This is a genomic window from Thioclava sp. DLFJ5-1, from assembly GCF_002020115.1.
Lineage (GTDB): Bacteria > Pseudomonadota > Alphaproteobacteria > Rhodobacterales > Rhodobacteraceae > Thioclava > Thioclava sediminum.
On the sequence record NZ_MPZU01000003.1, the window covers coordinates 103,276 to 117,336 of the forward strand.

Sequence of the window (14,061 nt, forward strand, 5' to 3'; positions counted from 1 at the left end):
TTGCGGTTCCGCCTCTGCGCCTGAACTTTCAGGAAGTGGTGCCGGTGATAGGACTCGAACCTACGACCCCATCATTACGAATGACGTGCTCTACCAGCTGAGCTACACCGGCACTGTGGCGGGCGATTACCATGCTCTTTCGGGGATGTGTAGCCCCAAAATGATCAAGCTGTCGCAGTTCCGCTTTGCGTCTCCTTCGATGCACTTGCAGCCTCGCCTTCCTCCTTCGGCGGATCGACGATTTCCGCGTCCTGAATGGGGGCGTCTTCGGCTTCATCTTCTTTCTTGGGCGAGGGTTCGGCACTCGGCTTGCCCACGATCAAGGGCAGCATCTCCGCCCCATGCGGCAGCGGCGACTGCGCCTGTTGCGGCTCGCGCCAGCTGAGCGTGTCGAAGCCACCGCAATTGTCACAGATCGGCGTCCATTCGGACTGAATGTTCTGACATTTGTCGCAGCACCATTGCGGACCGCGCGGTGCAGTCAGGGCCCGGGCCAACCACCCGCGCACGACGACATCCTCCGCCCCTTCACCGCGCTCGACCGCCGCCATGATCGTCAGCGATCGGGCCGTCGGATGTGTCTCGACGAGATCGCCCAGCGCCCGGCGCGCCGCAGGGAAATCTTCGGCCGCGATGTTCAGTTCCGCTTTCAGAAGGCGGGTTTCCTCATGATCGGGACGGCTCGAAAGCAGCTTCGAGAATCGCTTCAGCCGTGCTTCCGGCGTTTCATCCGGGGTAATCTCCGCGAAAGCGGTCGCAAGATCCGGATGCGGCCGCACTTCCCAAGCCTTGCGCAGGATGCGCTCCGCCGCGCCTTTCTTGCCCTTGTCGATATAGGCGCGCGCCGCCATGACGACGGCAGGCACCAGATCGGGCGACGCTTTGGCGGCCGAAATCGCAGCTTCACGCGCCTCGACGCTCGCGCCTTCCTGCCAGACGCCCTTGGCCTCTTGCAGCGCGAGGACAGCATCGCGGCGCTTATGGACGTCACGCGGCAATTCGCCCTGACGCATCTTCGCCTGCAAAATCTCCCGCGCGCCTTTCCAGTCGCCCGTCTCAGTCTGCAGCCCCAGAAGCGTATCCTGAACTTCACGGTGGCGCGGTTTGATCGCGTAAGCTTTCTGCGCGAGCTTCAGCGCCGTTTCGGTATCGCCCTCTTCGAGCTTCTGGCGCAGCAGCCCGCGAATCCCCACGAACCGCGTGCGGTCATCGGCGAGGAGCCGTTTGTAAACTTCGGTCGCTTTCTTCGAGTCGCCCGAGGCTTCCGCCGCCTGCGCAGTGAGAAGGTTGGTCAGCTCCGGCCGTTGTAGATAGCGCTCGGCCTTCGCCGCTTTCGACATGGCGAGCTTGCCCTCGCCGGATGCGGCCGCGAGCAGCCCTTCGGACAAAGCCTGATAGCCTTTGCGCTCGCGATGCCGGTCGAAATAGCGGGTGATCGCGGTTTCGTCGCCCGCAAGGAAGCGCAGGAAGGCGACCACCAGACCGACGACCCGGATCACAATCCAGATCGCGATGAAAAGGATGATCGCCGCGATCACCGCCTGCAGCGGGCCCAAGGTGAATTCCATGCCGAGCGTCGTGATCCGCAGACCGCCCGTCATCTCGGCGAGATGCGCGAGGCCTAGGGTCGCCGCGGCGACGACAATCAGAAACAGCGCGATTTTGATGAATGACCAGATCATGTCTGTCTCCTTATTGCGTCGCGCCAAGCTGGTTGGCCGCGTCGATCGCAGCCACCCGTGCTTTCGCCTGGTTCACCCAGTCGGACATCGCCTCCTGCGCGGGGTCGGACAGTTTCGCGATCTCGTCGAGCGCCTCGGACAAAGCCCCCCGGTCGACATCGGCCTGCGCACGCGACAGGACCGCATCTGCGCTATCGCCCTCTTTCGGCGCGACCGAGCGCGCCCCGGTCTGAGCTAGAAGGAAGGCGCCGACGCGATCGCCGATCGAGCCGCCCGTCTCGGTGCGGCGCGCTGCCTGAAGCGCTGCCCGCGCGGCATCCGGGAAACTCGATTGCAGCGACTGCAGGCTCGGAATGTCACCACTGAGCGCCGCAGGGATTTCGACACCCGCGTCGCGCAGATCGGCCAGCGGTGCATCGAGCGAGGTGCCCGCATCCAGCGCCGCTTTCACGCGCGCCGCCGCAGCCTGCGTCATCGCCGCCTTGGCGGCCGCCTCGCTTTGCGATTTCAGGCTCTGCGCCTGCGCTTCGGCTTCTTTGATCCGGGCTTCGGCGGCTTTCGCGGCCGCTTCGATCTCGGCTTGCGCCGCGCTGCCGCCAGTGTCGGTCTGCAGCGACGCGATCTGCGTTTTCAGATCTTCCAGCGCAGATTTATTCGCCCGGATCTCCGCATTGACCTGATCGAGCGCGCTTTGCACACCAGACAGGTCCGGCGCAGGCGGCTGCGACGATTTCAGGGTCGCAATCTCTTCGGAGAGTTGGCCGATTTGCTTCGATTGGTCATCGAGCTTGGCTTGAATGGCCGCCTCGTCCACCGGGGCCGGCGCGGTCGGCAGCAATCCCGCAAGCTGCGGCGGCAGATTGGGGATCGCCCAGATCGCGACGCCTGCGCCGATCACAGCCGCGATCACACCGCCCAGGAAAGCGGACCCGAACCCGCCGCGCTTTTCGATCACCGGCTGGGACGAGGTGCTCGCCTTTGCCGTATCGCTTTTCGGCGGGGTCTTGTCGGTGGTCGTGGCGCTGCTGGTCGTCGCGGCGCTCGCAGGTTTCGCAGCCTGCGCTTTATCTTCCGATGCGCCGCGTGCGGTCGTTTGCTTCGGCTCGGCCTCCGGTTTTGCACTGGTCGTGGCCGGGGTCGAGGTCGTCTCGGCCTTCGCAGTCGCAGAACCAGACTTCGGTGCCGGATCGGATTTTGCAGGGGTCTCCGCCTTGGTTGCCGGTGTGGAGGTCGGCTTGGCGGTCCCGCTCGCGCTCTTGGAGGTATCCGCTTTCGTCGCTGGCGTAGACGTGGGGGACGACTTCGCAGGCGTGCTCGATTTCGATGCCGCAGCGGGCTTGCTGGTCGCAGCCGCACTCGACTTATCCGTCGCCTCGGGAGTCGTGGCGGCCTTGCTATCCTTCGGGGTTTGCGAAGAGGTTGCGTCGGATTTGGTCTCGGACTCGGTCGTCGATTTCGCGTCTTCCGGCTTGCTCGTATCGGAAGATTTCCCGGTTGTCCGTTTCGCCATCGTCTAAGCCCTCCACTGCCGCACCAAATTGCGCGTTCACATCAACTTAGAAGTCAGTCCGCGACTGCTCAACCCGCCTTTTGCCTTTGCAGCAAGACGGCAAGCGCATCGAGCATCCCTTGCGCATCGGGATGCGAGGCAACTTCCAGATGGCACAAGCTAGCGCTTTTGAGGCGAGACGCCACTGCCTCGCTCATGGCTGCGACAAAGAGCGGCGGCTTAGGCGCATCGGGCATAGAATTTAGGAAGCGATCCGCCGCGTTTGGCGAGAAAATCGGCACTAAAACAGGGCGCGATGCGCGCAGAACCGCCTGCGCCTCATCGCTCAACGGGCGTGAGGCCTGGCGGTAAATGATCGCGGATTCAGTCTCTATTCCGGCGGAAGTCAGCCGGTTTTCGAGATCGAAGGCGACCTGCTCTCCCCTCACGAACAGCAGTTTTCCGCCGAGCTCACGTTGCGCGATTATTTCGCTCAACGCCTCCGCATCGCCTGGCCCGGCTATGGCGTCGAACCCGGCCTCGCGCGCCGCCTGCGCCGTGCGCTGCCCCACGCAATAGGCGCGACGGCCCTGTCCCTGAGCCAATCGTCGGAACGCAGCCACGGCATTTTGCGAGGTGAAGATTGCGGTCTGAAACTCGGGGATCGGCGTGTCCAGAGACTCGATCTCAGTGAGCGGAGAGACGATGACGGGCCAATCATGCCCAAACCTGTTGCGAAATGCCTCGACGAATCCTTCTGTCGCGACGGCGGGTCGCGTGACGAGGAGAATCGGTCTCTCAGGCTGGCTGTCCATCCACCGCCCCGGGATTGTGCGAACGCTTCCCCGGTGTTACCTGCGTTGGATAACCCACGCAACAGGCGCCCCGATGACCGATACGCTGACCTTTCTCGGGCTGGAATCGAGCTGCGACGATACGGCAGCGGCGATCGTGCGCCTGACGGATGGCCAGCCGGAGATCCTCTCGAGCGTCGTCGCCGGGCAGACCGATCTTCATGCGGCCTTCGGTGGCGTGGTCCCCGAAATCGCCGCGCGCGCCCATGCCGAGAAGCTCGATCTCTGCGTCGAAGAGGCGCTGGAGCAAGCCGGGCTTGGGCTCGACGCGCTGGATGGCATTGCGGTGACGGCGGGTCCGGGGCTGATCGGCGGGGTGATGTCGGGCGTGATGTGCGCCAAGGGCCTCGCCGCCGGGGCGGGTCTGCCGCTGGTCGGCGTGAACCACTTGGCTGGCCATGCGCTCACCCCGCGCCTGACCGATGGGCTCGCTTTTCCCTATCTGATGCTGCTTGTTTCCGGCGGGCATTGCCAGTTTCTGATCGCGAAAGGGCCGGAGGATTTCTCGCGGCTCGGCGGCACGATCGACGACGCGCCGGGCGAGGCCTTCGACAAGGCGGCGAAGCTGATGGCTCTGCCCCAACCCGGCGGACCGTTGGTCGAGGCCGAGGCGCGCAAGGGCGATCCCAAGGCTTTTGCTTTCCCGCGCCCCCTTCTGGATCGGCCGGGCTGCGATATGTCCTTCTCTGGGCTGAAGACCGCACTGCTGCGCGCCCGCGATCGAGTGGTGGCAGAGCATGGCGGGCTTCCGCGCCAGATCCGCGCCGATCTTTGCGCCGGGTTTCAGCAGGCGATTGCGGATGTTCTTGTCGAAAAATCGCGCCGCGCCTTGGTAGAATACCTGAAACTCGCGCCCGCCAACCCCGGCTTCGCGGTCGCAGGCGGTGTCGCGGCAAATCAGGCCATTCGGGCTGGATTAGAGACTGTTTCACGTGAAATGGGCGCCGAATTCGTAGCCCCTCCTTTGAAGCTTTGCACCGACAACGCGGCGATGATCGCATGGGCCGGGATCGAACGGTTCCGCAGTGGCGCGCAAGACGGGATGGACCTGACCGCCCGCCCCCGCTGGCCGCTGGATCGTAGCGCCGCACCGCTTCTTGGATCGGGAAAGAAGGGGGCCAAGGCATGAGTATTTCGGTCTTGGGCGCGGGCGCTTTCGGCACGGCGATGGCGGTGACGCTCTCGCAAAACGGGCCGGTGACCCTTTGGGGGCGCGATGCCGAGCATGTGCAGGCCATGCGTGAGAACGGTGAGAACGCGCGCCGCCTTCCGGGTGTCAAACTGCCCGAAAACGTCACTGTTTCGGCGGAAATCGCAGATGCGCTGCAGGCTGAGACGCTGCTTCTCGCGATGCCGATGCAGAAAATGGCCGGGTTTCTCGACGCCCATTCCGACACGCTTGCGGGCAAGACCCTCGTCTCCTGCTCGAAAGGCATCGACCTCTCCACCGGCCAGGGGCCGACAGCCCTGATCCGCGCGAAAGTGCCGGGCGCGCGGGCTGCCGTGTTGACCGGGCCGAGCTTTGCCGGCGATATCGCGCGCGGCCTGCCGACTGCGCTTACGCTGGCCTGCGCCGATCATTCCGAGGAACTGCAGGCCGAGCTGTCGACGCCGACGCTGCGGCTGTATCGCACGACCGACACGACCGGGGCGGAACTCGGCGGCGCATTGAAGAATGTCTACGCGATCGCCGCGGGCACTGTGATCGGCGCGGGGCTTGGGGATTCCGCGCGCGCTGCGCTGATGACCCGCGGTTTCGCCGAAATGTTGCGGATCGCGACGGAGCTGGGAGCCCGGCCCGAGACGCTGTCGGGCCTGTCCGGCTTCGGCGATCTGGTGCTGACCTGCACCTCGGCGCAATCGCGCAATTTCCGGCTGGGCCACGCGATCGGCGCGGGCGAAGCCTTCGATCCCTCTATCACCGTCGAGGGCGCCGCGACCGCGCAGGCCCTGAACAAGCTGGCCCATGCGCGCGGTCTGGAAATTCCGGTGGCCGCGATGGTTATGGCGCTTACCGAACAGTCAATCAGCGTGGATGAAGCGATGCAGGCTCTGCTCGCCCGCCCCTTGAAGGAGGAATGAGATGTATTTTGCCGTGATCTGCCGCGACAAGCCCGGCGCTCTGCAAACCCGGATGGACAACCGCGAGAAGCACCTCGCCTATATCGAAGAAACCGGCGTGGTCTTCATGGCGGGCCCGTTTATCGAGAATGACCAGATGGTCGGCTCGCTCGTGATCGTGGAGGTCGACAACCTCGAAGCCGCGCAGGACTGGGCCGCGAACGATCCCTATGCCAAGGCGGGACTGTTCGAGGATGTGCAGGTCAAGGCGTGGAAGAAGGTAATCGGCTGATGCGGTACTGGCTGTTCAAATCGGAACCCAACAAGTTTTCCTGGGACGATCTGGTCGCCAAGGGCGATGCGGGCGAGGAATGGGACGGCATCCGCAACTATCTCGCGCGCAACAACATGCGCGAGATGAAGATCGGCGATCGCGGCCTGTTCTACCATTCGAATATCGGCAAGGAAGTCGTCGGCATCTGCGAGGTCGTGGCCGAGAGCCATCCAGATTCCACGACCGACGATCCGCGCTGGGATTGCGTGGACCTCAAGGCGGTGCGGCCCTTCACCAAGCCGGTCACGCTGGCCGATGTGAAAGGCGAGCCGCGCCTGTCGGAGATGTCGCTTGTGACCTCGATGCGGCTGTCGGTTCAGCCGGTTACCGAAGAGGAATGGAAGATCGTCTGCGAGATGGGCGAGACCGATCCGACCTGAACCGGATAAAACAGGAGGGTTCCGGCACCCCAGCCAGAACCCTCCTTCACCCACGTGCACCCCTACGCACCACACGTGAAACTAAATCTCGGGTCTGGCCATCCTGGCCTCTGCCTTATGCGTATATGCAAAGATGCGGTCGCGCAAATGGCATCTACGGACAATATTCCTAAAATTCAGGGCGTTAACCGAAAACTCACGTCGAAAACGCGTGATTGCCATAGCGCGCCGCCGCGCTAATCTAGGGGCATGCAGCCGGTCATTCTCGTCGCCCATGGATCCCCGTCCGAGCCTGAAATTCAGGAGAAGGCTCTGTTTTCCTTGGCCAATAAGGTCTCGGAGGAGATGCCGGGCCGCAAGATAGACGCCGCGACCCTTGCAAAACCGGGATCGTTGGAGGCCGCCTTGGCGCGGCACGAAGATCCGTTGATCTATCCCTATTTCATGGCGCAGGGCTGGTTCACCAAGACCGAACTTCCGCGGCGGCTGGAGGCGGCGCGCTCGCAAGCGCGCCAGTTGGAGCCGTTTGGCGTCGACCCTGCGCTGCCCGATCTGCTGACCAGAGTGATCCTTGAGGCCCGCGCTTCGAAGGGAATCCCAGCCGACTCGCCGCTGATTCTCGTAGCACACGGGTCGAAAATATCGCGAAAATCGCGCAATTCGGTCTATGACATGGCCGAGACCTTGGGCCGCAATTCCGCGATGCCGGAGATTCATGTGGCCCTGATCGAAGAGCCCCCGTTCCTCGAAGATGTGGCCCGCGCGCACCCGGATGGCGTGTGTCTGCCTTTCTTCGCGCTGCGGGCAGGACATGTGACAGGCGATATTCCTGAGGCCTTGCAAGCAGCTAGCTATCGGGGGCGCCTTTTGCCCGAGATCGGGGCCCATCGTGAGGTTCCCGTCCTGATTGCACAGGCGATTTCGCGGGGCTGATCACGAACCTTCACGGACTCGTAGATTGTCACATAGCTGTTACATAATGTTTGCATAAGCGTCACCGAAGACCCCTAGGACCGCGCTGAGGCCACTCGACGGCCCAAATTTGAGAACACTGGGAGTGATCTATGAAATCGTTCAACCTCGCCGCCTCCGCGATCGCGATCGTTGCCGCTTCGGGCACCGCCGCTTTCGCGCGTGACAACATCCAGGTCGCCGGTTCCTCGACCGTGCTGCCCTACGCCTCCATCGTCGCCGAAGCTTTCGGCGAAAACTTCGATTACCCGACCCCGGTCGTGGAATCGGGCGGTTCCTCGGCTGGCCTGAAACGCTTCTGCGAAGGCGTTGGCGAAAACACGATCGACGTCGCGAACGCTTCGCGCAAGATCAAGGACAAAGAAGTCGCGACCTGCGCCGACAATGGCGTCACCGACATCATGGAAGTCCGCATCGGCTATGACGGCATCGTCTTCGCGTCGCAAAAAGACGGCCCGGCCTTCAACGCTTTCACCCCCTCGGACATCTTCAACGCGCTCGGCGCGAAGGTCCTGAAGGACGGCGAAATCGTCGACAACGGCTACGCCAAGTGGAACGAGTTCAACTCCGACCTGCCGGATGCCGACATCATCGCCTTCATCCCGGGCACCAAGCACGGCACCCGTGAAGTCTTCGAAGAGAAGGTTCTGGAAGCTGGCTGTGAAGCGACCGGCGCGAAAGAAGCCTTCATCGCTTCGGGCATGGACGAAAAAGCGGCTGGCAAGGCCTGCATGGAAGTCCGCACCGACGGCAAGGCTGTCGACATCGACGGCGACTACACCGAGACCCTCGCCCGCATCGGTTCGAACCCGAACGGCATCGGCGTCTTCGGTCTGGCGTTCTACGAGAACAACACCGACAAGCTGAAAGTCGCGACCATGTCGGGCATCGAGCCCTCGACCGAGACCATCGCTTCGGGCGAGTACCCGGTGTCGCGTCCGCTCTACTTCTACGTCAAGAAAGCGCATATCGGCGTAATCCCCGGCCTGAAGGAATACGCTGAGTTCTTCGTCTCCGACGAGATCGCTGGCCCCGACGGCCCGCTCGCTCAGTACGGCCTCGTTGCTGACCCGGAACTGGCCAAGACCCAGGACGCCGTGTCGAACGAAGTGACCATGGGTTCGGGCTCGTAATCGAGACCGCTATCTTCAGGGGGCGGCTTATTTCGCTGCCCCCTTTTTCCTTTTTGGTTATTTTCAACTGGTGGGGCTGAAATGCCTGTTTTGTGGATCGTTGTGATCGTGGTCGTGCTGGCAGTCGTCGGCTTCGTGATGGGCCGTATGCGTGCGCTGCATTCGGCAGGCGAAGACCGACGGTCTCTGCACAGCCTGCCGAATTACTATGGCTTCAACGTCGCGATGTTCACCGCCGTGCCGGCGCTTCTGCTGCTGCTGGTCTGGATGGTGGCACAGCCGCTGATCGTGAATGCCCGCGTCTCCGCCGAAATTCCCGATGCGCTGCTGGACGGCTCGAACATGAGCCTCGTGATGTCCGATGTCCGGCGTGTTGCCGACGGTCTCGACACCGCAATTGCCCAAGGCGCGCTGAGCGCACGGCAAGCGGCGAATATCGATCTGCAAACCACGGACCTGCGCGAAATTCTCGGCTCGGTCGGGGTCGCGCTCGGCTCCAGTGTCGATCCGGCGACGCTGAACGCGGCACAGACCTATCGCGGCATGACCTCGGTGGGCGATCTGGCGATGACGGTACTGGTTCTGCTGGCAGCCATCGCGGGCTTTGCCTTCGCCTACCTGCGCACGAACAAGGATTTCCGCGCGCGCAACACGGTCGAAAAAGGCGTGCGCGTTCTGCTGATCGCTGCGGCCTCCATCGCGATCCTGACGACGATCGGCATCGTTTTGTCGCTGGTTTTCAACACGATCGAGTTCTTCCGCCTCTATCCGATCACCGACTTCTTCTTCGGCACGACCTGGTCGCCGAGCTTCGGCGGCGGATCGGAGCTGGGCATCTTGCCGCTTCTCTGGGGGACGCTCTACATCTCGCTGGTGGCCCTTCTGGTCGCGGTGCCGATCGGGCTGTTCGCCGCCGTCTACCTGTCGGAATACGCGACCAAATCGGTGCGCGGCGTCGTGAAACCGCTTCTGGAAGTCCTCGCCGGGATCCCGACCATCGTTTACGGCCTTTTCGCCCTTCTGACCGTGGGCCCGTTCCTGCTGTCGATCTTCGGCGCGAATGGTCCGACCGCTGCGATGGCCGATGGCGGCTGGATGCATGCGGGCACGGCGGTGATGACCGCGGGTCTGGTGATGGGCATCATGCTGATCCCCTTCGTCTCCTCGCTGTCCGACGACATCATCAACGCGGTGCCGCAAAGCTTGCGCGACGGCTCCTATGGCCTCGGCGCGACGAAATCCGAAACGATCAAGCAGGTTATCCTGCCCGCAGCCCTGCCCGGCATCGTCGGCGCGGTGCTTCTCGCGACCTCGCGCGCCATTGGCGAGACGATGATCGTGGTGCTGGGCGCAGGCGCCGCCGCGCGGCTCAGCATGAACCCGTTCGACGCCATGACCACCGTCACCGCCAAGATCGTCTCGCAGCTGACCGGCGACGCTGATTTCGCTTCCCCCGAGGCGCTGGTCGCCTTCGCGCTCGGCATGACGCTGTTCGTCCTGACGCTCGGGCTCAACATCTTCGCGCTCTACATCGTGCGCAAATACCGGGAGCAATACGAATGAGTGATGCGACCCAACACGGCGCAGGCCAACCCGCGACGCGTTCGCTGCATCATCTCGATGCGCGCACGAAACGCCGCAACGCCTCCGAGAAACGCTTCAAGGCGCTGGGGATCGGCGCGATCGGGATCGGTCTCGCGTTCCTCGTGATCCTGCTGGTAACGATCATCTCCAACGGCGCCACCGCGTTTCAGCAGACCTTCGTCGAGGTGCCGGTCTATCTGGACGCCGCTAAGCTCGACAAGAAGGGTAACCGCGATCCGGAGGATCTGAAGAAGGCGACCACCTTCACCTACAAGCCGCTGATCGAGAAAGCTCTGCTCGACGCCGTGGAGAAATCCGGCGCGACGACTGATCTCGCCAAGGCGAAGGACATGAAGAACCTGATCTCGGCCTCCGCTGCGAGCCAGGTACGCGACACGGTGCTCGCCGACCCGTCGATCATCGGCACGACGGTGGATTTCAAGATTCTCGCCTCGTCGCGGGTGGACAGCTACCTCAAGGGCCGGGTGCATCGCGACGAGATCGCCAAGGACAAGAACATCACCGTGGCGCAGCTTGACCTTGTCGATCAGCTGCGCGACGCGGGCATCATCCACAAAGGTTTCAATTGGGCCTTCATCTTCGGCGCCGACGCGTCCGACAGCCGCGCCGAACAGGCCGGGATCGGGATCTCGATGCTGGGTTCGTTCTACATGATGCTGGTGGTGCTGGTGCTGGCCCTGCCGATCGGGGTCGCTGCCTCGATCTATCTGGAAGAATTCGCGCCGAAGAACCGCATCACCGACCTGATCGAAGTGAACATCTCGAACCTCGCCGCGGTGCCGTCGATCGTCTTCGGTATCCTCGGCCTCGCGGTCTTCATCCAGTTCGCGCATCTGCCGCAATCGGCCCCGCTGGTCGGTGGCCTCGTGCTGACGCTGATGACCCTGCCGACGATCATCATCTCGACCCGCGCCGCGCTGAAAGCCGTGCCGCCTTCGATCCGCGACGCAGCCCTCGGTGTGGGTGCTTCGAAAATGCAATCGGTCTTCCACCACGTTCTGCCGCTGGCGATGCCCGGCATCCTGACCGGCACGATCATCGGTCTGGCGCAGGCCTTGGGCGAAACCGCACCGCTCCTGCTGATCGGGATGGTGGGCTATATCGCGACCAACTCGCCGGACGGGTTCCTCGACGGCTTCGTCTCGCCCAACTCGGCCATGCCCGCGCAGATCTACGAATGGGCCAAGCGCGCCGACCCGGCATTTTACGAACGCGCCTGGGGAGGTATCATCATTCTGCTGATCTTCCTTCTGGGCATGAACATCATCGCCATCATCCTGCGCCGCAAATTCGAGCGTCGTTGGTAAGGGAGCGCGAGAAACATGGAAGACATGAGCCTGACGGAGAGAGCCGTGACCACTGACGACATCAAGATCACCGCACGCAACGTGCAGGTCCATTACGGCGACACCCACGCGATCAAGGACGTCGATGTCGATATTCTCGACAAGACCGTCACCGCGTTCATCGGCCCGTCGGGCTGCGGGAAGTCGACCTTCCTGCGCTGCCTGAACCGGATGAACGACACGATCGATATCTGCCGCGTCGAGGGCGATATCAAACTCGACGGCGAAGACATCTACGACAAGCGCGTCGATCCGGTGCAGTTGCGCGCCAAGGTCGGCATGGTGTTCCAGAAACCGAACCCGTTCCCGAAGTCGATCTACGACAACGTGGCTTACGGGCCGAAAATCCACGGCCTGACGAAGAACAAGGCCGAGCTAGATCAGGTGGTCGAGGACTCGCTGCGCAAGGCCGCGCTGTGGAACGAGGTGAAAGATCGCCTGCACGCGCCCGGCACCGGGCTTTCGGGCGGTCAGCAACAGCGCCTGTGCATCGCGCGCGCCGTCGCGACCTCGCCGGAAGTGCTGCTGATGGACGAGCCCTGCTCGGCGCTCGACCCGATCGCGACCGCGCAGGTCGAGGAACTGATCGACGAGCTTCGCGCGAATTTCTCGGTGGTGATCGTGACGCACTCGATGCAGCAGGCCGCGCGCGTGAGTCAGAAGACCGCGTTCTTCCACCTCGGAAACCTCGTCGAATACGACGACACAGACAAGATTTTCACCAACCCGTCCGACAGCCGGACGGAAAGCTACATTACCGGCCGGATCGGCTGAGGAGGCAAATAATCATGAGCGAGCACATTCTTTCCGCCTTCGACCGCGATCTAGAAGCGGTGCAGGCTCTGGTCGTCAAAATGGGCGGCCTCGTCGAGGAGCAGATCCTTGAGAGCGCCCGCGCGCTCGAAGTGCGCGATCTCGAACTGGCCGAGCAGATCCGGGCCCGCGACCGCGCCGTCGACGAGCTGGAAGAGAAGATCAACGAAGAGGCCGCGCGCCTGATCGCCCTGCGCGCCCCCGCCGCGCGCGACCTGCGCATGGCGCTCTCGGTCATCAAGATCTCGGCGAGCCTCGAGCGGGTCGGCGACTACGCGAAGAACATCGCCAAGCGCACACAGGTCCTGTCCGACGGGCCGCAGATCAGCGGCACCGCAACCGCGATCCGCCGCATGGCGGGCACGACGGAAGCGATGCTGAAAGACGCGCTCGACGCCTATATCCAGCGCGACCCGAAACTGGCCGCCGATGTGCGCGAGCGCGATCTTGAAGTGGACCAGATGTATAACGCGCTGTTCCGCGAATTCCTGACCTACATGATGGAAGATCCGCGCAACATCACGCCCTGCATGCACCTGCATTTCATCGCCAAGAACATCGAGCGGATGGGCGACCATGCGACCACGATCGCCGAGCAGGTGATCTACCTCGTGACCGGCGAAATGCCGGAAGACGCGCGCCCGAAAAGCTCGAGCGTAATGTGACGGAGACCTGAGAAATGTCGCCAGCCCAACAACCCTGTGTCCTTGTGGTTGAAGACGAAAACGCCCAGCGCGAAGTTCTCAGCTACAACCTCGAAGCCGAAGGGTTTCGCGTCGTGATGGCGGAGAACGGAGACGAGGGCCTCTTGTTCCTGAAGGAAGAGAAGCCCGATCTGATCGTGCTGGACTGGATGTTGCCCAACGTCTCCGGCATCGAGATTTGTCGCCGCGTGAAGGCCAATTCCGAGACCCGCAATATTCCGGTCATCATGCTCTCGGCACGCTCCGAAGAGGTGGACCGGGTGCGGGGCCTCGAGACCGGCGCGGACGACTACGTCGTGAAACCCTATTCGGTCGTGGAACTTATGGCCCGCGTCCGCACCCAGCTGCGCCGCACCCGGCCCGCGACGATGGGCGAGCGGCTGAGCTTCGAGGACATCATCCTCGATGCCGAGGAGCACCGCGTCTTCCGCAACGGCCAGCCGCTGAAACTCGGGCCGACCGAGTTCCGGCTGCTCTCGACGATGATGGAGAAACCGGGCCGCGTCTGGACCCGCGATCAACTGCTCGACCGGGTCTGGGGGCGCGACATCTATGTCGACACCCGCACCATCGACGTCCATGTCGGGCGGCTGCGCAAGGCGCTGATGGCCAATGGCGGGGATGATCCGGTGCGCACGGTGCGCGGCACGGGTTACGCGCTGGGATAAAGCGAAACAGGCGCGCGGAT

Annotated in this window: 15 protein-coding genes and 1 tRNA gene; 12 read left to right on the forward strand and 4 right to left on the reverse strand. The window is 63.2% G+C overall.

Annotated features, from left to right (window positions below):
* Nucleotides 1-36: 36 nt before the first annotated feature.
* The 3 genes from BMI86_RS11130 to BMI86_RS11140 all read right to left on the reverse strand — a co-directional run bounded on the left by BMI86_RS11130 (nucleotide 37) and on the right by BMI86_RS11140 (nucleotide 2,580).
* A tRNA-Thr gene (locus BMI86_RS11130) sits at nucleotides 37-112 on the reverse strand.
* A 52-nt stretch (nucleotides 113-164) separates the two neighbouring features.
* Nucleotides 165-1,682 (reverse strand): heme biosynthesis HemY N-terminal domain-containing protein, encoded by a 1,518-nt coding sequence (locus BMI86_RS11135; protein WP_078541476.1) that lies wholly within the window; start codon nucleotides 1,680-1,682, stop codon nucleotides 165-167.
* Nucleotides 1,683-1,692: 10 nt separating this feature from the next.
* The gene (locus BMI86_RS11140; protein WP_143594775.1) at nucleotides 1,693-2,580 is read right to left on the reverse strand and encodes a hypothetical protein; all 888 of its coding nucleotides are present in this window, start codon (nucleotides 2,578-2,580) and stop codon (nucleotides 1,693-1,695) included.
* On the opposite strand from BMI86_RS11140, the gene BMI86_RS11145 reads away from it, so the two are divergent.
* Nucleotides 2,543-3,199 (forward strand): hypothetical protein, encoded by a 657-nt coding sequence (locus tag BMI86_RS11145; RefSeq protein ID WP_143594776.1) that lies wholly within the window; start codon nucleotides 2,543-2,545, stop codon nucleotides 3,197-3,199. The genes BMI86_RS11140 and BMI86_RS11145 overlap by 38 nt on opposite strands.
* Nucleotides 3,200-3,260: 61 nt before the next feature.
* Here the strand turns inward: BMI86_RS11145 and BMI86_RS11150 are convergent, their stop codons facing one another.
* Entirely contained in the window at nucleotides 3,261-3,986 is a 726-nt protein-coding gene (locus BMI86_RS11150; protein ID WP_078541479.1) for a uroporphyrinogen-III synthase, read from the reverse strand.
* Between the two features lie 73 nt (nucleotides 3,987-4,059).
* On the opposite strand from BMI86_RS11150, the gene tsaD reads away from it, so the two are divergent.
* The 11 genes from tsaD (at nucleotide 4,060) to phoB (ending at nucleotide 14,041) form a co-directional block, all read left to right on the forward strand.
* Nucleotides 4,060-5,154 carry a tRNA (adenosine(37)-N6)-threonylcarbamoyltransferase complex transferase subunit TsaD gene (gene tsaD / locus BMI86_RS11155; RefSeq protein WP_078541480.1) on the forward strand — a complete coding sequence of 365 codons (1,095 nt, stop codon included), beginning with the start codon at nucleotides 4,060-4,062 and terminating at the stop codon, nucleotides 5,152-5,154.
* On the forward strand, nucleotides 5,151-6,107 hold the full coding sequence (locus BMI86_RS11160; RefSeq protein ID WP_078541481.1) for an NAD(P)H-dependent glycerol-3-phosphate dehydrogenase: 957 nt from the start codon (nucleotides 5,151-5,153) through the stop codon (nucleotides 6,105-6,107). The genes tsaD and BMI86_RS11160 overlap by 4 nt, the downstream gene beginning before the upstream one ends.
* 1 nt (nucleotide 6,108) lies before the next feature.
* Nucleotides 6,109-6,378, forward strand: a complete 270-nt coding sequence (locus BMI86_RS11165; protein WP_078541482.1) for a YciI family protein — start codon at nucleotides 6,109-6,111, stop codon at nucleotides 6,376-6,378.
* Nucleotides 6,378-6,800 carry an EVE domain-containing protein gene (locus BMI86_RS11170; protein ID WP_078522684.1) on the forward strand — a complete coding sequence of 141 codons (423 nt, stop codon included), beginning with the start codon at nucleotides 6,378-6,380 and terminating at the stop codon, nucleotides 6,798-6,800. Before BMI86_RS11165 ends, BMI86_RS11170 begins: the two co-directional genes overlap by 1 nt.
* 249 nt (nucleotides 6,801-7,049) lie before the next feature.
* Nucleotides 7,050-7,733 carry a CbiX/SirB N-terminal domain-containing protein gene (locus tag BMI86_RS11175; RefSeq protein WP_078541483.1) on the forward strand — a complete coding sequence of 228 codons (684 nt, stop codon included), beginning with the start codon at nucleotides 7,050-7,052 and terminating at the stop codon, nucleotides 7,731-7,733.
* Nucleotides 7,734-7,864: 131 nt separating this feature from the next.
* Nucleotides 7,865-8,905 carry a substrate-binding domain-containing protein gene (locus BMI86_RS11180; protein WP_078541484.1) on the forward strand — a complete coding sequence of 347 codons (1,041 nt, stop codon included), beginning with the start codon at nucleotides 7,865-7,867 and terminating at the stop codon, nucleotides 8,903-8,905.
* A gap of 81 nt (nucleotides 8,906-8,986) precedes the next feature.
* Nucleotides 8,987-10,468, forward strand: coding sequence for a phosphate ABC transporter permease subunit PstC (pstC, locus tag BMI86_RS11185; protein ID WP_078541485.1), 1,482 nt, complete (start codon nucleotides 8,987-8,989; stop codon nucleotides 10,466-10,468).
* Complete coding sequence (gene pstA / locus BMI86_RS11190) at nucleotides 10,465-11,817, forward strand: phosphate ABC transporter permease PstA (RefSeq protein WP_078541486.1); 1,353 nt, start codon at nucleotides 10,465-10,467, stop codon at nucleotides 11,815-11,817. The genes pstC and pstA overlap by 4 nt, the downstream gene beginning before the upstream one ends.
* A gap of 15 nt (nucleotides 11,818-11,832) precedes the next feature.
* Nucleotides 11,833-12,630 (forward strand): phosphate ABC transporter ATP-binding protein PstB, encoded by a 798-nt coding sequence (pstB, locus tag BMI86_RS11195; protein ID WP_078522679.1) that lies wholly within the window; start codon nucleotides 11,833-11,835, stop codon nucleotides 12,628-12,630.
* Nucleotides 12,631-12,644: 14 nt separating this feature from the next.
* The gene (gene phoU, locus BMI86_RS11200; protein ID WP_152844554.1) at nucleotides 12,645-13,334 is read left to right on the forward strand and encodes a phosphate signaling complex protein PhoU; all 690 of its coding nucleotides are present in this window, start codon (nucleotides 12,645-12,647) and stop codon (nucleotides 13,332-13,334) included.
* Between the two features lie 14 nt (nucleotides 13,335-13,348).
* A complete protein-coding gene (gene phoB, locus BMI86_RS11205; protein ID WP_078522678.1) occupies nucleotides 13,349-14,041 on the forward strand; it encodes a phosphate regulon transcriptional regulator PhoB in 693 nt (230 codons plus the stop codon).
* The last annotated feature ends 20 nt before the right edge of the window (nucleotides 14,042-14,061 follow it).